Source organism: Paenibacillus sp. QJM3NY_38 (assembly GCF_056173265.1).
This window is the reverse complement of the sequence record NZ_CM149665.1, coordinates 4,082,710-4,104,831: the sequence shown is the minus strand read 5'-3', so window position 1 is coordinate 4,104,831 and position 22,122 is coordinate 4,082,710. Positions and strand designations below refer to the sequence as shown.

Genomic DNA, 22,122 nt, shown 5'->3' with positions numbered 1-22,122 from the left:
AAGTGATGGAAGGAGCAACGCAAATGAACAAGAAAAACAAAATGAGTATGTGGTCGCTAGGACTTGGGAGTGCTTTTCTGATGATGATGCTAGCTAATCATGACAATGTGCATGATGGACAAGCCCGATCGGGTATCGCTTCAAATGCAGTTCGATCCAATGTGGCCATCCAATCCGTTGATAAGAGCCCGGCAGTCAAAATGCCAGAGAACCAGGAAATAACCCCTGAAATGATCAATCAATTCTTGAAATTAGTGGCAGAGACATAAGATAAGGTTGATTCTCTATACGTAGCAGTTTTGAAGACCAGTCTCCATGCTGAGGGGGCTGGTCTTTTTGGCGTGTACTCAAAAGGGTCACTTTGATCAGACCGATATTGCGGCAGAATCGTCACAAATCAATCGGCTGTAAATTTTTTCGAAAACAAGAACCCATGTTCTTGTCATATCTATCCAGGAAGCTTATTATTATCAAGAGGGTTAACCTGAAGCGGGGGGATTATAGACGAATGCAAAGCGATCACATGTTACACAGCAAGCGAAGGACCACGGGGATAGGCATGTACAGGGAGATGTTATTCCGATACGTATTCCCGCATAAGAAATTGCTGGCAGCCCTGAGCGTGCTGCTGTTATTTTCAATCGGACTGCAACTGATTAATCCGCAGATCATCCGGTATTTTATCGATACGGCTCAAGGGGAGGGAAGTCTGACATCGCTTTATTATGCGGCAGGTTTTTTTATCGTATTTTCATTGCTCCAACAAGGCGTTTCCATTGCGGCTGCTTACTATAGTGAGAATCTGGGCTGGACAACAACCAACAAGCTTCGAGCTGAATTGGCGGAGCACTGCCTGTCGCTGGATATGAGCTTTCACAAAACCCAAACGTCGGGCTCTTTAATCGAACGGGTCGATGGCGATGTGAATGCGCTTGCCAATTTCTTCTCCAGCTTTATTATCCATCTGTTCGGCAATCTGCTCCTTATGATCGGAATACTGGCTCTTCTGTACCGGGAGAACTTCTGGATTGGATTTGTCATGACCGTGTTTGTTGTCGGCAGCATTTACGTCATTCAACATATCCGTCGATTTGCCATACCGGTATGGAAGCGCTGGCGTGAGCTAAATGCGGATTTCTACGGATTCATTGGCGAACACCTCGAAGGCACTGAAGATACGCGTGCTAACGGGGCAGCAGGATATGTCATGAATCGATTCTACGAGATGGCCAGACGCATGCTGCCGGTTCGAGTTCGTGCGTTCATCGGATTTTTCCTCATGTGGAGCACAACGATATTGGTGTTTGCGCTTGGCAATGCGGCCGCATTTATCGTCTGCGCCATACTGTGGAAGAACGGACAAGGCGGTTTGACGATCGGCTCCATATATTTAGTGTTTTATTATACCGAGCTGCTAGCCAAACCGATCGAGAAGATCCGCACCCAATTGGAGGACCTGCAAAAGGCAGATGCCAGCTTGATGCGAGTCCGGGAATTGCTTGCAACCGAGCCCCGGATCAAAGACGGGCCCGGAGCTCCGCTTCCGGCAGGCCCGTTGTCGGTGGAATTCCGCAACCTAAACTTCTCCTATGAAGAGGGCGGGCAGGTTACGCTCGAAAATCTGCAGCTGCGGCTTGAGCCGGGCCAGACTCTGGGGCTGCTCGGGCGTACAGGCAGCGGCAAAACGACGATCGCCCGCCTGCTGCTGCGTTTCTATGATCCGCAGGAGGGAAGCATCGAGCTGGCAGGAACGGATATCCGGGACTGCAAGCTTCATGAACTGAGGCGCAAGGTCGCGATGGTTACGCAGAATATTGAGATTTTGGAAGGGACTGTTCGTGATAATCTGACCTTGTTTGATGAAGGCATCGAGGATCGCCGAATTATATCCGTGCTAGAGGAGCTTGGTCTTGGAGACTGGTATGCTTCGCTTCCCGAAGGGCTCGATACGAGCCTGGCCTCAGGCGGCGGGAGCCTGTCGGCCGGTGAGGCCCAGCTGCTGGCGTTTGCCCGCGTCTTTCTGACGGATCCGGGTCTCGTCATCCTTGATGAAGCATCGTCCCGCCTCGACCCGTTAACGGAATATCGGATTGAAGCAGCCATTACGCGTCTGCTTCAGGAGAAGACATGTATTATCATTGCCCACCGCTTAGCCACGGTTCAGCGCGCCGACCGGATTCTTATTTTGGAGAATGGTAGAATGCTCGAAAGCGGACGCCGGGAAGAGCTTGTCTCAAACCCGCAATCACGGTTTAGCCGCATGCTAGCCGTTGGAATGGAGGAGGTGCTGGCATGAAAACAAGGCATTTTTTCTGGCGGTTGATTATGTACCGCCCGGGGTTGTACCTAATCAACCTGTTCGCGTGGTCCCTTATACATATGGCACCGCTGGTTCCCGGACTGTTAACTAAGGCTTTCTTCGACCATTTGGAAGGTACATATGCTTTTCCCTACGGCGTTTGGGCAATTGCCGTGCTGCTCATTGGCGCTGCATTAGCCCGAATTGCGCTGATCTTCGGCGGTTTCATGACAGACGTGCATTTCCGCTTCCGGATCAGCACCTTGCTCCGCCGAAATATGCTGTCCCATGTCATGAAAGAGCCTGGAGCACGGGCAATCCCTTGCTCCCCGGGAGAAGCCATCAGCAATTTCCGTGATGACGTGGATCAGGCAGAAGAAGCGACGAGCTGGTCAGTGGACACTCTAGGACTGGTCGGATTCGTAATCGTTGCCAGCTGGATTCTCATATCCATTGATCTGCAGCTGACGATTCTCGTATTCGTTCCTTTGATATTGGTGGTCACTGCGGCTCAGATCGCAACCGCGCGCATCCAGAAATACAGGGCGGCAAGCCGGGAATCGACGGCAAAGGTAACCGGTGCGATTAGCGAAATGTTTGCTAATGTGCAAGCCATTCAAGTCGCAGGGGCTGAGAAACGAGTAGTAGAACGGTTTGTAAGCCTTAGTGAGAAGCGGCGCCAGTCCATGGTGAAGGATAAGCTGCTAACGGAAACCTTGTCTTCCGTGTTCACCAACTCCGTCAATCTCGGCACAGGATTGATCCTTGTGCTTGCGAGTCTTAAGATGCGAAGTGGCGATTTTACGGTTGGGGACTTGTCGCTATTTGTGTATTATTTAACTTTTGTCACACAGCTTATATCGAACGTAGGCAACTTCATGACTTACTACAAGCAGATGGGCGTCAGCTTTCAGCGCATCAAATCCATGCTGCAAGGGGCACCGGCTTCGCTGCTTACGGCAGCCAATTATATCGGTATCGGTAAGTTTAAGAACAAACGGAATCAAGAGAAGGAAGCTCATCCTGATCACAGGGCACAGATAGATTCGTTGACCGATGGAAGATTCAGTCCTTCCGCTATTTCCACTGCCGAAGACGGCATGGAACCGGCTATTATCAAGGCACCGCCCCTCTCGTTGCTTGAAGCGCAAGGACTGTCGTATCAATATCCCGAAACCGGACGCGGCATCTCGAATATTAATCTGACCCTGAAACGGGGTACGTTTACTGTCGTTACGGGGATGATTGGCAGCGGTAAAACGACGTTAGTTCGCACATTGCTGGGCTTACTTCCTGCCGAAAAGGGCGAAATCCGGTGGAACGGTGAAAGGGTGATTGAGCCAGCTGATTTCTTCATCCCGCCACAAAGTGCGTATACGGCACAGATCCCCAGGCTGTACAGCGATAAACTGCGAAACAATATCCTGCTAGGCATAATGGAGGAGCCGGGGAGTCTGGAGCGCGCACTACATGCGGCTGTAATGGAAGAAGATATCAAGCATCTGCAGCATGGCCTGGAGACGATGGTAGGACCACGCGGAGTCAAGCTGTCCGGTGGTCAAGCTCAGCGGACTGCGGCTGCACGGATGCTCGTACGGGACGCGGAGCTGTATGTGTTTGACGATTTATCCAGCGCATTGGATGTTGAAACGGAGCGCAAATTATGGGAGAGACTGTTCAGCGAGCGCGGAGGAGCGACTTGTCTCGTGGTATCCCATCGAAAAGCCGCGCTTAACCATGCTGACCATATTATCGTGTTGAACGGCGGAGAGATTGAAGCCGAAGGCACGGCGGAACAGCTGCTGGCTTCAAGCGATAGCTTCCGACAGCTATGGTATGGCGAAGAAACAGGATGATCAAGTAGCTTAGGATTGCAGTGGATAGAGTAAGTTATGAATCCATTTCACCATATACAGAGGAGATGTACCCATGCAAAAAGCAGAACATATTCAGCTGGATTTCCGTTCGGCTGAGCACCTGCCCATCTTGAAAGAATTCGAGCTTCCGGATGATCAAGTCCAATTTACCGCTCATCCGAAAGAAGCACTTAACGTAGTTGAGGGTCAGCATCCTATCGTTATTTTAGCGGATGGTCATCCGGTTGGCTTCTTTATCCTGCACGCGACGGAACGCGTCAAAGAGTACACAAGCAATCCTCATGCCATGCTGCTAACCACCTTATCCATTGACCATCGGCAGCAGCGTAAGGGATATGCCAGAAGAGGGATGCTTGCGCTGTCATCCTTCATCCGGAGTCAGTTTCCTACCTGCAATGAGGTGGTATTGGCCGTAAACCATAAGAATGTTCCGGCTCAGCAGCTTTATGAACGGGTTGGTTTCCAAGATACGGGCAGGAGAAGAATGGGGCCGATCGGAGAACAATGGGTGATGAATATAACCCTATGAGTAACAATGCCGCAAAGACGCCTGGTCTTTGCGGCATAACTTTATTTAACTTGGTTGACACTCCGCCAGGTCGCTTCCAAACTTGAAGCAATATACTCCAGGATCGGTTTGCTGTAGAAATAACCGCTGTGTGACAGGGGATTCCAGCTGGTTAGCCAGTTTCCCACATTAACGGATATATCGTTACGCACCGTGCGGTCATATTCTTCATTTATGCCTTTGAGAGGGTAAGCAAGGATATCGTCTTTATCATAGAAATTAACCCATTCTCCCAGCAGCCGATCATGATAGTGCTTCAGCTGCACGGAAGGGACTTCGATCGGCCTATCAAAATCGCGGTACCGCATGCTCCACAGCGGCAAGGTGGTTCCCAGCGTATAGAATAAGGTCAGGAGCTCTCCCCGCTCCAACGGAGCTTCCGGGTCAACGACAAGACGATGCCCGCGGGAGGAGAATTGCAGATCATAGAAGAAATTGCTGGCGATTACGGATCCCAGGCTATGAGAAATCACGCATAATGGAGCCTGGGGGCCCGCTGCGAGGGCAAGTCGGTGCAGCGCTTCACTGATGGTCCGATGAATGGCCTCATAATTCTGATCCTCGGCTTCCACGGGTTGGTAAGCTACGGCATCCGCCAGATTGTGGATCACGTACTGCCGAAGGTGCTGATAACGTAAACGGTAAGGTTTAATGCTGCTGCTGATTAATTCGGACTCGCGTCCTGCGAATACATCGGCCCAATGCACGGCCTCCATGGCCAGTTGCTCATGCGGAATGCCAGATGTTTGAGAGAAGGTTCCTCTCAATTTTTTCATAAATTTATCCGCATAGTCTTTCTTTTGTGTTCCCAATCCGTGTACAATGATCACTGCAATTTTTTGCTTCATCTAACTGCAGCTCCCTTCATCGGAAATGGAATGAATGGATATCTTTTACTCTTTATACGCGATTTGTACTCGAATTGTAAATAGGTTATTTCAGTACGGGTGAAACTGGTAAGGTCAGTAGCTCTTTAGAGTCATTCCGTTTATGGTCAATCTTGATTACAATGAAGGGATAGCCAGTTGCTATATGATAGATAAAGCGACGGGTGCATTTATGTTTTGAAATGAAATAGGAGGCAGGGTATGTCCTATAAACAAATGAAATGGTTGATTCTGATCATTCCCACTTTGACGATTGGCATATGGGAGTATGTTCGGCATGAGTTCCTGCTGCCTTATATATCGATGGATCTTGGCAATCTGCTGGCGCCTGTAATCGTGTTCTTGGTGTCCATTCTGTTTCTTACCCAGCTGTTCTCATTGATTGAACGGAACCAGGAGGAACTGAACCAATCCAGAGCACTGCAAGCGGCCATGCATGAAAGGGAGAAGATTGGCCGAGAGCTCCACGACGGAATCGCCCAATCCTTGTTCTTGCTGAACGCACAGATTGACCGAATTGAGAAATCGGGGCTAACCGGAGAAATTCCATATCAGGATATTAAGGAAAGTGTCCACCGAACCAATGCCTATGTACGAGAAGCTATTGCTAATCTCCGATATCCGGCAGATCCGCAAGCTATTCCGTGGATGCATAGCATGGACAGCTTGATTAAGGAAATTAAGGAGGAGACGAATCTGCATTTCGACGTGCAGTGGGAAATTCCGGATGAGATGCTATCTGCCAAAGAAAAGGTGGAGCTGCTGGCTTCGATCAGGGAAGCCTTATTGAATATCCATAAGCATGCCGAAGCGAAGCACGTAATAATAACGGCGACAGCGTCGGACTCAAGCTGGCATTGCTCCGTCAGCGATGATGGCAAAGGGTTTGAGTTGGACAAGCCGCTCGGCAGCAACCGGTATGGAATCAAAATTATGAAGGATCGGGCTGAGGCCATGGGCTGGAAGTTCATGGTGGAAAGACGCAACAACAAGACGATCATCAGCATTCGGAAGGAGAATACCGCATGAACGAGCAGCCGTTTCGCGTGTTAATCATCGATGACAGCGATCTTGCCAGAGAAGGAATTCGCACCATTCTAAGCAGTGACCCGACCTTTGAAGTCGTGGCCGAAGGACAAAGCGGCGAGGAAGCGCTGGAACTGACCGAAATATGGATGCCTGATATTATTCTCATGGATATTCAGATGCCTGGGATGGATGGATTGGAAGCGACCAAGCGAGTGAAGGACAAATTTCCTTACGTTAAGATTGTCATGGTCACGGTGTCCGACGACATTGCTCATTTGTTTGACGCCCTGAAACGTGGAGCGCAAGGCTATCTGCTAAAGAATCTGAATCCCGAATCATGGCACGAGTACCTCAAGGCCATTGCCGTAGACGAAGCGCCGATGACCAGAGAGCTCGCTTTCCGTATATTGAAGGAATTTTCGCAGCATGACAAGCCGGACCCAAGCAATAGTCCATTAACGGCACGGGAAAAAGAAATATTGGGGCTCGTCGCCGAGGGGTTGTCCAACCGCGATATTTCGGTTGACTTGTGCATATCTGAGAATACGGTCAAGAACCATCTGAAGAATATTTTGCAAAAGCTGCATTTGGATAATCGGGTCCAGCTGACTCGTTACGCCTACGAACAAGGTTGGATGGGGAAGAGATAACGTTAACACCGGGATCTGACGTCCGAAAGGATGTTGGCAGAGAAAGGGATCAGGCGAAAAAAGCATCCGTGCGCTAGGTACGCTCATTTCTGTTTAACAAGGAATATGCCCAGCGCAATGATACCGATGCCGGCCCAATTTTTCCATGTAGGGACTTCCTTCAGGAACAAGTAAGCCACCCCTAACGAAATCAGGATTTCCAGGCATTTGGAGAAGATCAACGTATAGCCTAACTGATCGGTGGCTTTATATCCATAACGGATTCCGTATCCGATGCACATGTTGGCGATGAGGAACAGAGGAAGCATGAATAACTGAAACTGCAGCGTAGGCCAGAACAGGTGCTGAATATGCTTGGTTTGGTATGAAAAGACAAGGTTGATCATCGACAGTCCGCCGAAGAGTAGACCGACACTGTAGATATAAAACATAAAGGACCTCCTGAATGATGTCTTTGTCGTACGCCATTAATGTTTCCATGCGGCAACTTTTTTATCCAAGGACAATGAGGCGAGAATTCTGTTGCGAAATATCATTGTCTAATGATTCAATTCATAAATAGTCTCGAAAAAAAGGATGCCTCGCTTCTAAGCGGAGGCATCCTTTATATATTTGAGGGATTTCAAGACGATCAGTTCAGTATTCATGTAAAACTACGGATCATAGGTTCATTAATGAACTTGGTGAAGCCTGCTGTACACGCCGCCGGAATGAATCAATTCCTGATGCGTCCCCTGTTCGGCAATGCCTTCGGAATTGACAACGATAATCCGGTCCGCGCTCTGAATGGTGGTGAGCCGGTGAGCGATCACGAGCGTTGTTCTGCCGACGGACAGCTCAGCCAGGGACTTCTGGATTTGCGCTTCCGTTTCCGTGTCGAGTGCCGAGGTGGCTTCGTCCAGTATAAGAATCGGCGGGTTCTTAAGGAACATTCTCGCAATGGACAAGCGCTGCTTCTGACCGCCGGACAACTTGACACCGCGTTCCCCAATCACCGTTTCCATACCGTCCGGCAGGCTTCGGATCAGTTCATCGAGCGAAGCACGCCGTGCAGCTTCCCAGATTTGCTGGTCCGTTGCATGTAAGTCGCCATAAGCGATATTGTCACGGATCGTACCGGAGAACAGGAACACATCCTGCTGCACGATGCCGATATGCTTGCGTAGATTTTGCAATTTGATATTCCGGATGTCGATCCCATCCACCGTAATCGTCCCCTGATCCACGTCATAGAAACGGGGGAGAAGGCTGCAGATGGTGGTCTTTCCCGCACCGGACGGTCCTACAAACGCAACCGTTTCTCCGGCACGGATCGTCAGATGAATGTTATTCAGTATCGTTCGGGAAGGCTCGTATCCGAAGGTAACGCCTTCAAAGCGGATATCTCCCCGTACAGATGAAAGGGATACGGCATCAGGCACATCGGCGATCTCCGGCTCGGTATCCATGATTTCCAGGTAGCGTTTAAAGCCGGCAATCCCTTTGGGATAGCTCTCAATAACGGCATTGATCTTCTCGATCGGACGGAAGAAGATGTTGGAGAGCAGAAGGAAGGCCATGAATTCACCCATCTCAATTTTGCCTTGGATGAAGAACCAGGCACCGCAGATCATGACAAATACCGTGATCAGACGCATCAGCATATAGCTGATGGACATGCTTTTTGCCATCGTTTTGTAAGCCAGCAGTTTGGTCGCCCGGAATTGTTTGTTCTCTTCCTGAAACAGTTTATTCTCATGCTCCTCGTTCGCAAACGATTGAACCACACGGATACCCCCGACATTGTCCTCGATGCGGGCGTTGAAATTCCCTACATTACGGAACAGTTGACGATAGGTCGTGGTCATTCTGCCGCCGAACTTAATGATCAGCCATGCCATAAACGGCACGATGATAAAAGTCAGAAGCGCTAGCTCTAAGTTGATGTAAGCCATTAAGGAGAAGGAACCGAGCAGTGTCATAACGGCGATGAACACGTCTTCCGGTCCATGGTGGGCTACTTCTCCGACGTCATTAAGATCATTTGTGATGCGTCCCATGAGATGGCCGGTTTTGTTGTTATCAAAGAAACGGAAGGATAACTTCTGAATGTGGGAAAACATCTTCTCCCGCAGATCCGTCTCGATATTAATGCCGAGCATATGCCCCCAGTAAGTCACGATGTATTGCAGCGCGGTATTCAGCGCATAGATGGAGAGAAGGACGATGCAGGCAATCAGGATAAGCGGCCAATCCTGGCTGGGCAGCAGATCGTCAATGAATTTGCTGACGGCAAGCGGGAAAACAAGCTCCAGCAATCCGGCAATAACGGCGCACGTAAAATCCAAAATAAACAATCCCTTATAGGGCCGATAGTACGAAAAAAACTTTCTGATCAAGAATTATCACACTCCAAGTTCTACCTCTGTTAGGGTTATTGGTTTAAGATTAGCGGACAGCCATTATGGGGTGTCTTGCGATGGTCTCGTGTCATACAGCTCAAAAGCCTGAATGTACTCCTGAATGATCTGGTCTACCGCTTTCAGCTCTCCGCTGACCACTTCTCTGATGGCTTCAAAGTCCGGGTCATTCACTTGTTTCTTCAAAGTCTCCCGTTTCACAATCAAATTGTCCAAAAAGGAAAGCGCGCGCCCCCGGCGGAACGTCTGCGCCATCTTACCGCCTTCCCTGCCGCCGTAGCCTTCCTCTCGCCGTCTTCCGTGCCGCCCACCGTGCCGGTGGCTGCTATCACGCTCGCGGGGCTCCGCCCGTTTTTGACTCGATGAGTCCTGATCCTCTTGGCGCATATAACATCAACCTCCTTATCAATAATCACGTATACATTTGTATACCATTAAAGTGATTGTATACGTTTGTATACACTTCGTCAATCCATTTTTCTCCTTTCGACTGGAAAAATGGAGGAGATCAAAGGAAGATATGCTATGATGATAATTAGCTGTCCCAGGTGATTGGCATGGATGGAAAACAGCACCGGGATCAGGATGAACATGGGAAGGGAGCTGTACACAATGAGCGAACATAATCATGAGTACTGGATGCGTCAAGCGATTGCAGAGGCCCATCGAAACGTTCAACATGTGGAGGGTGGTCCTTTTGGAGCGATTGTGGTGAAGGATGGTCAAGTGATCGGCAGGGGCCGTAATTTGGTTACCGCGCTGAACGACCCGACGGCTCATGCCGAGGTGCAAGCCATAAGGGAAGCATGTAAACACCTGGAGGATTTCCAATTAAAAGGCTGTACGATTTATACCAGCTGCGAGCCTTGTCCGATGTGTCTGGGGGCCATCTACTGGTCCAGACCTGATGCCGTTTATTATGCAAGCACGAAGAAGGATGCGGCTGAGATCGGATTCGACGATCATTTCATATACGATGAAATCGCGATGCCGATGGACCAGCGCTCCATCCCTATGAAGCAGGTTCAAACAGCGGATTATTTGCTGCCATTTCAAGCGTGGAGCGCAGCCGAGCGCAAAATCGAATATTAACAATAAAACCGGGCTCCCTGCATGGGAAAGCCCGGTTTATTCTTATTTATGGATAGGGATGCCGAAATAGGTATAGAGTGCTTCGGCATATTCCTGTGCATTGCCCGGTTTAAAGGTGTGGACGCCGCCGGCTTTGTAAATTCTGAATTCGTCATCATCCACGGTGTTTCTGCCTTCTGCCGTACGGATGGACACCCGAGCCGTTTTGTTAAAAGGCGAATCGGGGGCATACTCGCACCAGAATGACGTGGTGATGAAATCTCTCGGCAGGTTAGGCTCTTCCGTAAAGGAGAAGACGGGATCCCAGGCTTCTTTTTTCCACTCTTCGAGCATCCAGCCATACATTTCAGTTTGGACGAGCCGATAGGTCTCGTTCCCCTGGGTCTGCACAAGGCCATCCACCAATTCCAGAGGATGGCGAGGTCCGGCTCCTCCGACGCCGACATCGGCAATAAATCGTTGTTCTTCAATATCCACATGCAGAATATGATGCCGACGTTTAGCAGGCGTATCGGTTTCATCCCGCCAGAAGCGTCCGAAGTAATGAGTGACCTTGAATCCCAGTTCCTGCAGCAGCCAGCCAAACAACGCATTGAGCTCGAAGCAGTAGCCGCCGCGATGCCGAGTTACGATTTTATCGTAAAGATCGGGGATATCCAGGGACAGTGGAATTCGATCAAGGATATCGAGATTTTCATAGGGTACGGTATGCACATGCTGTTCCTGCAATCTGGCGAGCATATAAGCGCTGTTTACAATCGGGCCCGTGTATCCAATACGCTCAAGATATGGGTTTACATCCAGGCCATGTATCGGGTTACTCATTTGATCACCGCATCTTTCGTCTTTTGTCAGCTTGGTAGAAGTAAGCCGTATATAATTATATACTTTATATCATATATTTGGGCGTACTAATAGAGAACAAGAAGGAGGAGTAACAGGGACTATGCTAATGGATGATGCGGCGCTTCGGGCATCTATTGGCTTAAGGGAATACAACAAGGTTACCGGCCGGCCCCGTACAGGTACTTGAGCGCATAAAGAGGGTGTCCCTTACCGCCGATCCCACGGCGAGGGACACCCTTTCTTATGGCATATAGATCAACTCAATATTAACCGCAGGTGCAGTTCAGAACCGGTTTGCGTGCCGCCGTCGTTTCGTCAAGTCGTTTCACGACCGTGGTATAAGGGGCGCCTATGACAACCTCCGGCGTGGTTTCGGCTTCTTTGGCGATCTGGATCATCGTATCAATGAAACCGTCCAGTGTTTCTTTACTCTCCGACTCGGTCGGCTCAATCATAATGCATTCCTCTACGTTGAGCGGGAAGTAGATGGTTGGTGGATGATAGCCAAAATCAAGCAGCCGCTTGGCAACATCCAGGGTCCGCACGCCAAACTCTTTTAGTTTTTTGCCGGATAGCACGAATTCGTGCTTGCACAGGCCCGGGTAGGCAACTTCGTAATATGGAGCCAGACGGTGCATCATATAGTTGGCATTCAGCACTGCAAGCTCCGAGACACGGCGAAGTCCTTCCGGTCCATAGGTGCGAATATACGTATAGGCCCGGACCAGGATGCCAAAGTTACCATAGAATGCCTTCACGCGACCGATGGATTGCGGACGATCGTAATCCCAATAATAGGTGCCATCCTCGCGTTTGGACACGATCGGTTTTGGCAGGAACGGGATCAACAAACTCTTTACGCCGACAGGGCCTGCACCGGGGCCACCGCCGCCATGCGGCGTGCTCATCGTTTTGTGCAGGTTGAGATGGACCACGTCGAAGCCCATGTCGCCTGGGCGGGTAATGCCCATGATGGCGTTGGAATTGGCTCCATCATAGTAGAGAAGACCGCCTGCCTCGTGCACGATTTCGGCGATTTCCACGATTTGCTTTTCAAATAGTCCGAGCGTGCTAGGGTTCGTCAGCATCAGTGCGGCTGTATCATCACCAACGACGGCGCGCAGAGCCTCCAGATCAACCATGCCGCGCTCATTGGATTTAATCGTGATCGTGTCGTAACCGGCAACCGTTGCGCTGGCTGGGTTGGTGCCGTGCGAGGAGTCAGGAACAATGACCTTGGTTCGTTTCTCGCCGCGGCTTTCATGGTAAGCACGGATCAGCATGAGTCCCGTCCACTCCCCATGCGCACCCGCAGCGGGCTGCAGCGTTACTTGATCCATCCCGGTAAGTGCCGCCAGATCATTCTGCAAGGTATAGAGCAGCTCCAGAGCGCCTTGAATGCTTTCTTCTGGCTGGTACGGATGGATCTTGGCAAAGCCGGCAAAACGGGCAACGTCCTCATTGATCTTCGGATTGTATTTCATCGTGCATGAGCCGAGCGGGTAGAAGCCGTTATCGATGCCGAAATTACGCCGCGACAGCTCCGTATAGTGACGAATGACATCCACTTCATATACTTCCGGCAGTTCGGCCGGTTTGCTGCGCAGCAGGCCCTCTGGTATTAAGGATGCGGCGTCGATCTCCGGTACGTCGCATTCGGGAAGGGAATAGGCGACACGGCCGGGCTTGCTGAGTTCGAATATCAATGCTTTTTCCGGTTTCATACGATCGCCTCCAATTCACCAATAAATTGGTCGATTTCTTCCTTCGTCCGCCGTTCGGTCACAGCGATCAGCATACATCCTTGAAGCTCAGGGTACGCAGCGCCAAGATCATAACCTCCGATGTAACCTGCAACCAGAAGCTTCGAGTTGATCTCCTTCACGTTCGTTCCTTCAGGCAGCTTTACCGCAAACTCATTGAAGAACGGCGAGCTGAATGGGAGGGAGAGGGAGCCTTTGGCGACACGGTCGGCAGCATAATGGGATTTGCGCACATTCAGAAGCGCAGCCTCTTGCATGCCTGCTTTACCCAGGGTGGACATATAAACAGATGCACACAGCGCGAGCAGCGCCTGGTTCGAGCAGATGTTCGACGTTGCTTTTTCGCGGCGAATATGTTGTTCACGTGCCTGCAGCGTCAGTACAAAACCCCGTTTGCCGTCCTGATCGACGGTTTGACCCACAATACGTCCGGGAATGCGGCGCATCAGCGGCTCGGATACCGCGAAGAATCCGCACGTCGGTCCGCCAAGAGAAGCTGGAATGCCGAGCGGCTGGGCATCGCCGACAACGATGTCGGCTCCAAGCACGCCAGGGGATTCCAGTAAACCAAGGGACAGCGGGTTTACGCTCAGCACAAGCAATGCTTTTTTCTCATGAACCAGCGGTTCGATCGATTTCACGTCTTCAATACAGCCGAAGAAGTTCGGTGATTGCAGAAGGACGGCGGCGGTATCTTCCGTTATGGCAGCGGCGAGCGCATCCTGGTCGGTAACACCATTGGCGATGCCGACTTCCACGACTTCCAGATCGAGGCCGCGAGCCGAAGTCAGAACGATTTCCCGGGCTTCGGGATGGACGGCACGCGATATGACGATTTTCTTCCGTTTGGTTGCACCGCTGGCGAGCGCCGCAGCCTCAGCAAGCGCCGTGGAACCGTCATACATGCTGGCATTGGCCACTTTCATGCCGGTCAATTCACAGATATAGGATTGAAATTCAAAAATCGCTTGCAGCTCGCCTTGGCTGATCTCCGGTTGGTAAGGCGTATACGCCGTGTAGAATTCAGATCGGGAAATCACATGATTGAGCACAACCGGAATATGGTGGTCGTACAAACCGGCCCCGAGAAAGCTTGTATAACGGTCAAAATCGGCATTTCGGTCCGATAGGTCGCGCATATGCTTCAGAAGTTCAGGCTCACCCAGCCGTTTTGACATGGGGAGGACGCCGTTGTAACGGACCGTTTGGGGGATATCGGCAAACAGATCATCGATCGTTTCCGCGCCGACCGCAGCAAGCATATCGGCTTGATCCTGATCCGTCATAGGCAAGTAACGATGCTTCATGTTAAGGCAGCTCCTCTTTTGTAGAATGGTGTCTTTACCACTTTGGCTTTTAACTTCTTACCGCGGATCTCAACCCATACCTCGGTATCGAGGCTCGTATATGGCGTTTCGATCAAGGCCAATCCGAGATTTCGCTTGAGTGAAGGGGATTGGGTACCGCTGGTCACTTCACCGATGGGTTCTCCTTCATGGTTGTATACGGGATAGTGGGAGCGCGGGATACCGCGATCGATGAGTTCAATACCGACCAGCTTACGCGGCACACCATCTTGCTTCTGCTGTTGAAGCGCTTCCCGACCGATGAAATCGCCGCTGTCCAGCTTCACAAAGAACCCGAGACTGGCTTCAAGCGGAGAGATCGTGCTCGAAAGCTCTTGGCCATACAATGGCAGTTTCGCTTCGAAACGGAGTGTATCACGTGCGCCCAGTCCGGTTGGAACAAGGCCATGTGGTTCTCCGGCGGTTAAGAGCTCTCTCCAAATTGCGGGAGCATCCTCAGCGGAGCAATAAATTTCAAAGCCGTCTTCTCCGGTATAACCGGTACGGGACAGTAGGGCGGAGCAGCCGCATACCTGTGCGTTCTGGATAAAATGGAAGGAATGGAGTTCGTCTAAGACCTCATTCGTGGCCTGTGACATGATGTTCATGGCCGCAGGTCCCTGAAGTGCAATCAGAGCCGTCTCAGCGGACACATTACGGATGGTGACATCACCTGCAAGATGGTCTTGGAGCCACTGGAGGTCTTTGTCGATGTTGGATGCGTTCACAACCAGCATAAATCGGTCAGCCGACAGTTTATACACAAGCAGGTCATCTACCGTACCGCCGTTGTCGTAACACATCAACGTGTATTGGGCCTGACCCATCGATATGCGGGTTACATCATTCGTGGTCATCTTCTGGATAAATGCTTCAGCGTCTTGTCCGGTGACGATAAATTCACCCATATGGGAGACGTCGAACAGGCCGGCGTGCTTGCGTACAGCTTCATGCTCTTGCACAATGCCAGAAAATTGCACGGGCAATTCCCAGCCGCCAAAGTCGATGCAGCGGGCAGAAGGAAAATCGGAATAAAGCGGGTAAAGCGGTGTACGTTGTAATGAACTCATCTCTTCACCTCTTCAATTGGCATGATCAATCGGGGAAACACCAAAAAAGGACAGACAGAAGGATAACAAGCCGCGCTAGAAAAAAGCCCGCTCGTTACGTAATCCTTCTGCTCTGTCCTTTGTACCTGAGAGTTACCCCACATGTCATGTAAGTATAATGTCAAGCGTGTGTGAGTTTCCCCGTGGGTGATTCTACATTCAGAATTCTCTCCAGAGGTGCGTCCGGTAAAGGTCCTTTTGCCTGAGAGATTCACCGTGTTACGGCTTACTCCTTCGGCGCTACCTGTCAATCCTGTCGGTAATCTCTCCCGCTACCATCATCCGCGTGAAAATTATTGAGTTGTCATCATCTTCCTTGCGTTCTTGTGATTATTATAAACGTCTCTCTCCATAAAGTGTCAACCTTTATTTCACTAAAATATTTTCAGTCTTAAAATTTTTGTCAGATATCTTGACATCACTTCGTCCCTGTTTTATTCTGTGGGAGAATAAGCCAACCGAATATGCGGATGACGATGGATGGGAGAGACCGCCTCGCGAAGGTTGAAACCTTGGCGGCACCGAAGGAGCAAACCGTTACGCCCGCCAGGCTGACGAGTAATCTCTCAGGTAAACGAACCGCCATCTGACGCAGCTCTGGAGAGTGCGCAAGCCACCCAAGGGGAAAGATCGGACCCACAAGAAGCGGTCGATCATAAACTCTCAGGTACCGAGGACAGAGAGAAGGCGAATGCCTTTTTTCGCGTCCTTTTTTTTCATTTATTTACCTTGATTTCATTTCTTTAAGAAAAGAGGAGTATCCGTAAATGAGCGAAATCAGAGAGAATTTGGTTTACAGCGACGATCATGAATGGGCATTGAAGGTAGATGGAAATGTGGTGCGAGTCGGTATTTCCGATCATGCGCAATGTCAGCTGGGCGATATCGTATTCGTTGAACTCCCCGAGACCGGCGCTGTCGTTGCCGCAGGTGACAGCATCGGTACCATTGAGTCGGTCAAAACCGTATCGGAACTGTATTCCCCTGTTTCAGGTACCATCACGAAAGTGAATACTTCCCTGGAGGATCAGCCGGAGCTTGTGAATGGAGAGCCGTACGAAGGCGGTTGGATCATTGAGGTTGAGGTGGAAGGTGACCTGGAGGAAGCACTCGGAAAGCTGCTGACTGCAGAGGCATATCGTGCCAAGGTGGATTAAGGATCGAATCATAACTATTGAATAATGAAACATAACGGCTGCAACTCGTGATGAGGTTTACGAGTGGCAGCCGTTTTAAATTATGGCGCCAATACTTGGAGCCTTAAAGGGTTCGATATCAAGCGCTTGAAGCCACACGGCGCGCGGTCCGGCGTGCTCGAAGCTCAGGCAGATTCAAGATCAGTATTCCGCCGATGATGAGCAGGCTGCCAACGATGGAATAAAGAGAAATCGCTTCGCCGTACAGAAATGCGCCTAATCCCAACGCGATGATCGGAGAAACAAAGAGCCAGGTGGACGGAAAAAAGGCATTTGTTGCTTTTAGCAGCCAAGCATACAGACTATGCCCCAGCATCGAGCCCACTATCGTTAAATACAAGACAGAACCGAGGGCTGGCAGCGTTAGAATACCATTCCATTGTACCTGTTCACTGAACAGGGATAACAGCAATAGGGCAGCGCCGCCATACATCATTTGCACCGCATTGATCGTAATCGGCGAAATATCCGGCATGTCAAAGGATAATTTCCGGGTAGAGAGGGAGCCCACGCTATAACCGATTTCGCCTATAAGAATGGCGATGCAGCTCAGAATCCAGATGAGGTCGCTCCCCATCGCTATCTCGGGCATGATGAGCAAACATACTCCCGCAAAACCGACCGCGCACCCCCAATAATCACTGCGCCGGGCATTCTTCCGCATTACAACCGATTGGATCATCAGAATCATCATGGGGCCTGTTGCCGATAGGATGGCAGCGATCCCTGAGGACACGTGCTGCTCGGCCCAATATAGCGTTGCAAACGTCAAGAATGTGCTGGTCATCCCGATTAAATGGAATTCCTTGCGCAGGAGAAGGCTTGGTTTTGCCTTCCGCTGCAATACCATCCACAGGAAGATGATGGCGCCCGCGAGAAGAAACCGAAGTCCCGCCGAGAGAAACGGCGGCAGTCCTGCTTCAACGCCAATCTTGATGGCGAGAAACGTCGTGCTGAATATGGCGCACATAAGCAAGTAGTTAAAAATAATCATGTAGCATCCTCCTTTTTCTATACTATAATAGGTAGTTAATAGAACAGATTGGCGATTGGTAGAACAGATATGTTCTATATCGGATCGGAGGAAGAACAGATGGAATTAACCACGCTGGACGACAAACATCAAGGTAAGCGGACTTTGCAGCAGTCGGTCTATGACACCATTCTGGAAGGAATTGCTCAAGGAGAGTGGAAGGAGACTGATAGAATCCCGTCCGTGAGAGCGATGGCCGAGCGTTTGAACGTTCACCGGTTAACGGTTCTGAAGGCTTATCAGCAGCTGCTTGAAGACGGGATCGTGGAAGTGAAATATAAATCAGGATATTTCGTAGCGGCTAAGGCGCCTGAGACATTGCCGGAACTCTATACATCCAGCCGGCCTTGGGAATATCAGGCCAAATCGATATATGTCAATCGCAGCCGCTTGTCCGACATTCACAGACATCAGGTCGATTACCAGATGTCGGAAGCGCTGATTGATCCTGCGCTGCTGCCGAACGCATTCCTGTCCAATCACGTGAAACAGGTGTTTGACATGTATCCGAAGGTATTAAGCACGTACTCTTCCGTGTCCGGAGATTTGGAGCTGCGCGAGGAGATGGCCAGGTATTTTATGGATAAACAAGGCATAACGGTCCATCCGGAAGAGCTGCTCATTACAACAGGGTCCCAGCAAGCGATCGACTTGATCTCGCGTTCGCTTGTCAAAAGCGGGGATTCAGCATTGATCGAGCGACCGACGTATAGTCCGGCGATCGATGTTTTTGTGCAGCAAAATGTCAAGCTGCTTCCCATTGAGATTACGCCGGAAGGATATGACCTGGAGCAGATTGAGTGTCTTATGCGGACGGAGAAGCCGAAGCTGTTCTATATGAACCCGACCTTTCAGAATCCGACAGGGTACACGGTGCCGACTAACCAGCGCAAGGCGCTGGTTGAACTGGCGGAACGATATCAATGCATTCTGGTGGAGGATGAGGTCTATCACGACATTTATTTTGGAGATCCGCCGCCGCTGCCCTTTTTTTATTACGATACCGAGGGCTATGTCATTCACATTCGAAGCTTCAGCAAATATGTGGCCCCTGGCTTGCGGATATCGGTGCTGGCGGCACGTCCGGAGCTGATGAATGTCATCCTGCCGACCAAGGCGCTGTCGGACAACGGGACGCCGCTGCTGACGCAAAAGATTTTCCAGCACTATTTCTTCTCGAGCAGGCTTCAGGAGCATGTGGCCAAGCTGCGGATTGCCCTGGAGCTTCGTAAGGATAAGATGGAGAAGCTGCTTGAGCCTACAGAATGGCGATGGAACAGCCCCGGCGGTGGCTTGAATCTGTGGGTCCAGCTGCCGGAGAACATCAACGTGGATGCGTTGTTGCGGCAATGCCTGGCGGAATCCGTAGCTTTTGTGCCGGGGCGTATATGCGACCCGCTGGATCAGATGGATTCGTGGATCAGACTCAGCTACTCCTATATCAGCGAAGTTCAGCTGGAAGAGGGAATTCGTCGTCTCGTCGAGATTTCGGAGCAGGTGAAGCATGGCTCGTTGGCATGAACAATTACGTGAGTAATGAATTTCTTCTCGAAGTCATGTAGAGATCATGTCTGCCGATAAATACGGAATATTTTAAAAAAACGGTCTGATTGAATGTCACAAAAACAGCCCTTTTCTCGTGTTATGTGCAAAATCGCATAAAACAAAAGGAGATGGGTTGTCTCATGAAGGATCTAACATGTATTGTCGTTGGTGGAGGCTTTGCAGGTATACATGCTCTAAAAGCGATTCATAAAGCTTGTCATAAAGGAATAGGCGGAAGGAAGCTGCGCCTGATCCTGATCGATATGGGTTCCGCCCATGTGCGGAAAGTGCTGCTGTTCCGTCCTGCAGTGAGTGAAGAGGGGATTACCGTTCCTTGGGAACAGGTCATGCCGGAAGGTACCCGTTTCATACAGGGCAGGGTGATCGGCATGGATAAGGAGAGCAAGCAGCTGACTTTGGAAGACAGCACAGGTCTGGAATATACGCTGGAATATGATGTCCTTGTGATGGCCATAGGAAGCATCGTGCGTCAGGCAGCACCGGAACAAGGCGGAATATCGCTGACAGGCTTGGAAGCGGCGGAGCGGATCCGGGAACGGTGGCACGCAAACCTTAAGTTGGCAGTAAAGGAAACGAATACGCAGGAGAAGCAGCGGCTGATGAGTGCAGCCGTCGCTGGTGCCGGCATAACGGGCATCGAAACGTCAGCCGAGATGGTCCACGCCATGCGGACAGAGGCGGTTAAGCTTGGTTTAGATCCGAAGTTAATCCGTGTGTATCTATTCAATTCTCAGGAACGGTTGTTCCTGGAAGGGCCTGCGAAGGTCGCGCATCGGCTTGAACGATATTTAACCGATCTTGGGATAGTCCTTCATCATGGAAGAAGAGTGATCAAAGAGGAGTTGGGGCTGGTTCATGTCAACGATGGATCTCCCATCCCTGTGGGCCTCACGGTATGGACGCTTGGCCTCGCTCCTAACCCCGCGCTGCTCAGCCTCGGACTGCCGGTTACGATGGACGGTCAAATCGTTGTAGATGAAAGCTATCGTGTCAAAGATGCCCCGGGAGTATATGGCATCGGCGATTGCGCGCATGTGGTTGATCCCGCTAACGGTGCTGCCGACCGGATGACATGCAAGGAAGCGATCCCCCAAGCGACGCGACTTGGCGGCATTGTGCATGCGGATTTGATCGGTGCGCCTGCAGCCAAGCATAAGAGTGTATCGGAGGGGTATACGGTCGGGCTGGGGCCGGGACATGGGTTAGTCTGGTCGCGTACATGGGGAGTGGATATTATGATCACAGGAAAGCTGGCTTACAAAGTCAAATCGTTCATGTGGAATTATTCCAGCATGGTTCGATAAATTAGCCGCAATCCTGCTTGAAAGGAATGAAGAAACGGCATGTTAGAGCTGTATGAGCAGTATAAGGGGCTCCTGTTTCATCTTGCTTATCAAATGACCGGAACGGTGTCGGACGCAGAGGACGCGGTTCAGGATGTGTTCGTGAAAGTTCAAAGTCTTCCCCTGGAGAAGCTGGAGGAGCCAAAAGCTTATCTGTGCAAAATGGTGACGAATCGCTGCATCGACGAAATCAAGTCAGCTCGAAATCGAAGAGAGCAGTACTACGGCCCCTGGCTTCCGGAGCCGATCCCGGCAGCTTATAGCGAGTCCTATGAAGCTGTCGAGAATCATGAACTGCTCTCCTATGCCATGCTGGTTCTGCTGGAGCGGCTGTCTCCTTCGGAGCGGGCCGTGTTTGTTCTGAGGGAAGCGCTTGGATTCGATTATCCGGAAATCGCCGGTCTGATCGACAAAACAGAGGCCAACTGCCGCAAGTTCATGAGCAGGGCGAGAGGAAAGATGGGGATCACGGAGGATGATCTTATTGGCGTGGGGTCCATGGCAGAGGAATGGGTGAGCCGGTTCTTCACGGCCCTATCCGAAGGAGATGCCGAACATGTCCTATCCCTGCTAGCGGATGATGCTGTATTGTTGTCCGATGGCGGCGGTAAAGTGATCGCAGCTGCGAGACCGGTCGAGAGCAAGGAGCGGGTTGCCCGTTTCCTCATCGGCATTCTTCACCAAGCGCAGCTGGAGGATGGAGTAGCGCTGGAGATCGAGGTAAAGGAACTGAACCATCAAACCGCTGTTATATTCCGCCAGGGAAGATGTGTAACCGGCGTTATCTTTGTAAATATTCGGAACGGATTGCTGCAAAATATTTATATTGTGAGGAATCCGGATAAACTTTTGAGGATTTAAATTCAGGCTTGGAACGTCGCTGAAGTACCATCAGAGCAGTCCGCCTCTAGGGAGGGGGCTGCTTTTTTTATTGCTAGAGACAGGAGATGGAGGCGCTCAAACCCAATCGGACGGTTAGATGAGCTTTTCATGAAGGAAGTTTGATTCTGGATTCGTTTTCCAGTATGCAGGGTAAATACATTTCGGGTTCGCAAGCGGATCTGTTACCAAGTGCATTTACGTCAGACACGCATCTACTACCTACATACCAGGAGGTTC

Annotated in this window: 20 protein-coding genes and 3 riboswitches; of the genes, 11 read left to right on the top strand and 9 right to left on the bottom strand. The window is 50.6% G+C overall.

The annotated features are described in order from the left end of the window. The first annotated feature begins 23 nt into the window (after positions 1 to 23). From AC0VZ8_RS18860 to AC0VZ8_RS18845, 4 genes are all read left to right on the top strand, one after another. Entirely contained in the window at positions 24 to 269 is a 246-nt protein-coding gene (locus tag AC0VZ8_RS18860) for a hypothetical protein (protein ID WP_071218533.1), read from the top strand. Positions 270 to 508: 239 nt separating this feature from the next. After that, positions 509 to 2,296, top strand: coding sequence for an ABC transporter ATP-binding protein (locus AC0VZ8_RS18855; RefSeq protein WP_475484035.1), 1,788 nt, complete (start codon positions 509 to 511; stop codon positions 2,294 to 2,296). Further along, on the top strand, positions 2,293 to 4,155 hold the full coding sequence (locus tag AC0VZ8_RS18850; protein ID WP_475484034.1) for an ABC transporter ATP-binding protein: 1,863 nt from the start codon (positions 2,293 to 2,295) through the stop codon (positions 4,153 to 4,155). The genes AC0VZ8_RS18855 and AC0VZ8_RS18850 overlap by 4 nt, the downstream gene beginning before the upstream one ends. Before the next feature lie 73 nt (positions 4,156 to 4,228). After that, positions 4,229 to 4,705 (top strand): GNAT family N-acetyltransferase, encoded by a 477-nt coding sequence (locus AC0VZ8_RS18845; protein ID WP_475484033.1) that lies wholly within the window; start codon positions 4,229 to 4,231, stop codon positions 4,703 to 4,705. Between the two features lie 41 nt (positions 4,706 to 4,746). On the opposite strand, the gene AC0VZ8_RS18840 is transcribed toward AC0VZ8_RS18845, so the two are convergent. Continuing rightward, positions 4,747 to 5,592 carry a chemotaxis protein gene (locus AC0VZ8_RS18840; protein WP_475484032.1) on the bottom strand — a complete coding sequence of 282 codons (846 nt, stop codon included), beginning with the start codon at positions 5,590 to 5,592 and terminating at the stop codon, positions 4,747 to 4,749. 240 nt (positions 5,593 to 5,832) lie between these two features. On the opposite strand from AC0VZ8_RS18840, the gene AC0VZ8_RS18835 reads away from it, so the two are divergent. Then, positions 5,833 to 6,660: a sensor histidine kinase gene (locus AC0VZ8_RS18835; RefSeq protein ID WP_475484031.1), complete on the top strand. Its 828-nt coding sequence runs from the start codon at positions 5,833 to 5,835 to the stop codon at positions 6,658 to 6,660. Beyond that, positions 6,657 to 7,310 (top strand): response regulator, encoded by a 654-nt coding sequence (locus AC0VZ8_RS18830; protein ID WP_475484030.1) that lies wholly within the window; start codon positions 6,657 to 6,659, stop codon positions 7,308 to 7,310. The genes AC0VZ8_RS18835 and AC0VZ8_RS18830 overlap by 4 nt, the downstream gene beginning before the upstream one ends. An 83-nt stretch (positions 7,311 to 7,393) precedes the next feature. Here the strand turns inward: AC0VZ8_RS18830 and AC0VZ8_RS18825 are convergent, their stop codons facing one another. The 3 genes from AC0VZ8_RS18825 to AC0VZ8_RS18815 all read right to left on the bottom strand — a co-directional run bounded on the left by AC0VZ8_RS18825 (position 7,394) and on the right by AC0VZ8_RS18815 (position 10,096). After that, on the bottom strand, positions 7,394 to 7,741 hold the full coding sequence (locus AC0VZ8_RS18825; protein ID WP_113056665.1) for a hypothetical protein: 348 nt from the start codon (positions 7,739 to 7,741) through the stop codon (positions 7,394 to 7,396). A gap of 240 nt (positions 7,742 to 7,981) precedes the next feature. Beyond that, positions 7,982 to 9,688, bottom strand: a complete 1,707-nt coding sequence (locus AC0VZ8_RS18820) for an ABC transporter ATP-binding protein (RefSeq protein ID WP_071218525.1) — start codon at positions 9,686 to 9,688, stop codon at positions 7,982 to 7,984. 63 nt (positions 9,689 to 9,751) lie between these two features. Continuing rightward, complete coding sequence (locus AC0VZ8_RS18815; protein ID WP_475484029.1) at positions 9,752 to 10,096, bottom strand: hypothetical protein; 345 nt, start codon at positions 10,094 to 10,096, stop codon at positions 9,752 to 9,754. Between the two features lie 225 nt (positions 10,097 to 10,321). Here AC0VZ8_RS18815 and AC0VZ8_RS18810 point away from each other — a divergent pair, with 225 nt between their 5' ends. Further along, complete coding sequence (locus AC0VZ8_RS18810) at positions 10,322 to 10,801, top strand: nucleoside deaminase (protein ID WP_475484028.1); 480 nt, start codon at positions 10,322 to 10,324, stop codon at positions 10,799 to 10,801. Between the two features lie 42 nt (positions 10,802 to 10,843). Here the strand turns inward: AC0VZ8_RS18810 and AC0VZ8_RS18805 are convergent, their stop codons facing one another. The 4 genes from AC0VZ8_RS18805 to gcvT all read right to left on the bottom strand — a co-directional run bounded on the left by AC0VZ8_RS18805 (position 10,844) and on the right by gcvT (position 15,826). After that, positions 10,844 to 11,626, bottom strand: coding sequence for an arylamine N-acetyltransferase family protein (locus tag AC0VZ8_RS18805; protein WP_475484027.1), 783 nt, complete (start codon positions 11,624 to 11,626; stop codon positions 10,844 to 10,846). 287 nt (positions 11,627 to 11,913) lie between these two features. Next, complete coding sequence (gene gcvPB / locus AC0VZ8_RS18800; RefSeq protein WP_475484026.1) at positions 11,914 to 13,371, bottom strand: aminomethyl-transferring glycine dehydrogenase subunit GcvPB; 1,458 nt, start codon at positions 13,369 to 13,371, stop codon at positions 11,914 to 11,916. Continuing rightward, a complete protein-coding gene (gene gcvPA / locus AC0VZ8_RS18795) occupies positions 13,368 to 14,717 on the bottom strand; it encodes an aminomethyl-transferring glycine dehydrogenase subunit GcvPA (protein ID WP_475484025.1) in 1,350 nt (449 codons plus the stop codon). Before gcvPA ends, gcvPB begins: the two co-directional genes overlap by 4 nt. Continuing rightward, positions 14,714 to 15,826 carry a glycine cleavage system aminomethyltransferase GcvT gene (gcvT, locus tag AC0VZ8_RS18790; protein WP_475484024.1) on the bottom strand — a complete coding sequence of 371 codons (1,113 nt, stop codon included), beginning with the start codon at positions 15,824 to 15,826 and terminating at the stop codon, positions 14,714 to 14,716. Before gcvT ends, gcvPA begins: the two co-directional genes overlap by 4 nt. 110 nt (positions 15,827 to 15,936) lie before the next feature. Further along, positions 15,937 to 16,042: riboswitch (glycine riboswitch) on the bottom strand. Between the two features lie 3 nt (positions 16,043 to 16,045). Beyond that, a riboswitch (glycine riboswitch) is annotated at positions 16,046 to 16,147 on the bottom strand. A 188-nt stretch (positions 16,148 to 16,335) separates the two neighbouring features. Beyond that, positions 16,336 to 16,457, top strand: a riboswitch (glycine riboswitch). A 175-nt stretch (positions 16,458 to 16,632) separates the two neighbouring features. Here gcvT and gcvH point away from each other — a divergent pair. Continuing rightward, complete coding sequence (gene gcvH / locus AC0VZ8_RS18785) at positions 16,633 to 17,022, top strand: glycine cleavage system protein GcvH (protein ID WP_475484023.1); 390 nt, start codon at positions 16,633 to 16,635, stop codon at positions 17,020 to 17,022. Positions 17,023 to 17,140: 118 nt separating this feature from the next. Here gcvH and AC0VZ8_RS18780 read toward each other — a convergent pair whose 3' ends face one another. Next, positions 17,141 to 18,055: a DMT family transporter gene (locus AC0VZ8_RS18780; RefSeq protein WP_475484022.1), complete on the bottom strand. Its 915-nt coding sequence runs from the start codon at positions 18,053 to 18,055 to the stop codon at positions 17,141 to 17,143. 99 nt (positions 18,056 to 18,154) lie between these two features. Here AC0VZ8_RS18780 and AC0VZ8_RS18775 point away from each other — a divergent pair, with 99 nt between their 5' ends. The 3 genes from AC0VZ8_RS18775 to sigJ all read left to right on the top strand — a co-directional run bounded on the left by AC0VZ8_RS18775 (position 18,155) and on the right by sigJ (position 21,864). Then, positions 18,155 to 19,615, top strand: a complete 1,461-nt coding sequence (locus AC0VZ8_RS18775; protein ID WP_475484021.1) for an aminotransferase-like domain-containing protein — start codon at positions 18,155 to 18,157, stop codon at positions 19,613 to 19,615. Between the two features lie 164 nt (positions 19,616 to 19,779). Beyond that, the gene (locus AC0VZ8_RS18770; protein WP_475484020.1) at positions 19,780 to 20,964 is read left to right on the top strand and encodes an NAD(P)/FAD-dependent oxidoreductase; all 1,185 of its coding nucleotides are present in this window, start codon (positions 19,780 to 19,782) and stop codon (positions 20,962 to 20,964) included. A 39-nt stretch (positions 20,965 to 21,003) separates the two neighbouring features. Beyond that, positions 21,004 to 21,864, top strand: a complete 861-nt coding sequence (sigJ, locus tag AC0VZ8_RS18765; protein WP_475484018.1) for an RNA polymerase sigma factor SigJ — start codon at positions 21,004 to 21,006, stop codon at positions 21,862 to 21,864. Positions 21,865 to 22,122: the final 258 nt, after the last annotated feature.

Bases quoted from the DNA above. Each gene is read 5' to 3' on its own strand.
- AC0VZ8_RS18775 (WP_475484021.1), top strand. From the start codon at position 18,155: ATGGAATTAACCACGCTGGACGACAAACATCAAGGTAAGCGGACTTTG.
- AC0VZ8_RS18825 (WP_113056665.1), bottom strand. From the start codon at position 7,741: ATGTTTTATATCTACAGTGTCGGTCTACTCTTCGGCGGACTGTCGATG.
- gcvPA (WP_475484025.1), bottom strand. From the start codon at position 14,717: ATGAAGCATCGTTACTTGCCTATGACGGATCAGGATCAAGCCGATATG.
- AC0VZ8_RS18830 (WP_475484030.1), top strand. From the start codon at position 6,657: ATGAACGAGCAGCCGTTTCGCGTGTTAATCATCGATGACAGCGATCTT.
- AC0VZ8_RS18805 (WP_475484027.1), bottom strand. From the start codon at position 11,626: ATGAGTAACCCGATACATGGCCTGGATGTAAACCCATATCTTGAGCGT.
- AC0VZ8_RS18810 (WP_475484028.1), top strand. From the start codon at position 10,322: ATGAGCGAACATAATCATGAGTACTGGATGCGTCAAGCGATTGCAGAG.
- sigJ (WP_475484018.1), top strand. From the start codon at position 21,004: ATGTTAGAGCTGTATGAGCAGTATAAGGGGCTCCTGTTTCATCTTGCT.
- gcvPB (WP_475484026.1), bottom strand. From the start codon at position 13,371: ATGAAACCGGAAAAAGCATTGATATTCGAACTCAGCAAGCCCGGCCGT.
- AC0VZ8_RS18770 (WP_475484020.1), top strand. From the start codon at position 19,780: ATGAAGGATCTAACATGTATTGTCGTTGGTGGAGGCTTTGCAGGTATA.
- AC0VZ8_RS18845 (WP_475484033.1), top strand. From the start codon at position 4,229: ATGCAAAAAGCAGAACATATTCAGCTGGATTTCCGTTCGGCTGAGCAC.
- AC0VZ8_RS18850 (WP_475484034.1), top strand. From the start codon at position 2,293: ATGAAAACAAGGCATTTTTTCTGGCGGTTGATTATGTACCGCCCGGGG.
- AC0VZ8_RS18835 (WP_475484031.1), top strand. From the start codon at position 5,833: ATGTCCTATAAACAAATGAAATGGTTGATTCTGATCATTCCCACTTTG.
- AC0VZ8_RS18815 (WP_475484029.1), bottom strand. From the start codon at position 10,096: ATGCGCCAAGAGGATCAGGACTCATCGAGTCAAAAACGGGCGGAGCCC.
- AC0VZ8_RS18840 (WP_475484032.1), bottom strand. From the start codon at position 5,592: ATGAAGCAAAAAATTGCAGTGATCATTGTACACGGATTGGGAACACAA.
- AC0VZ8_RS18855 (WP_475484035.1), top strand. From the start codon at position 509: ATGCAAAGCGATCACATGTTACACAGCAAGCGAAGGACCACGGGGATA.
- AC0VZ8_RS18860 (WP_071218533.1), top strand. From the start codon at position 24: ATGAACAAGAAAAACAAAATGAGTATGTGGTCGCTAGGACTTGGGAGT.
- gcvT (WP_475484024.1), bottom strand. From the start codon at position 15,826: ATGAGTTCATTACAACGTACACCGCTTTACCCGCTTTATTCCGATTTT.
- AC0VZ8_RS18780 (WP_475484022.1), bottom strand. From the start codon at position 18,055: ATGATTATTTTTAACTACTTGCTTATGTGCGCCATATTCAGCACGACG.
- gcvH (WP_475484023.1), top strand. From the start codon at position 16,633: ATGAGCGAAATCAGAGAGAATTTGGTTTACAGCGACGATCATGAATGG.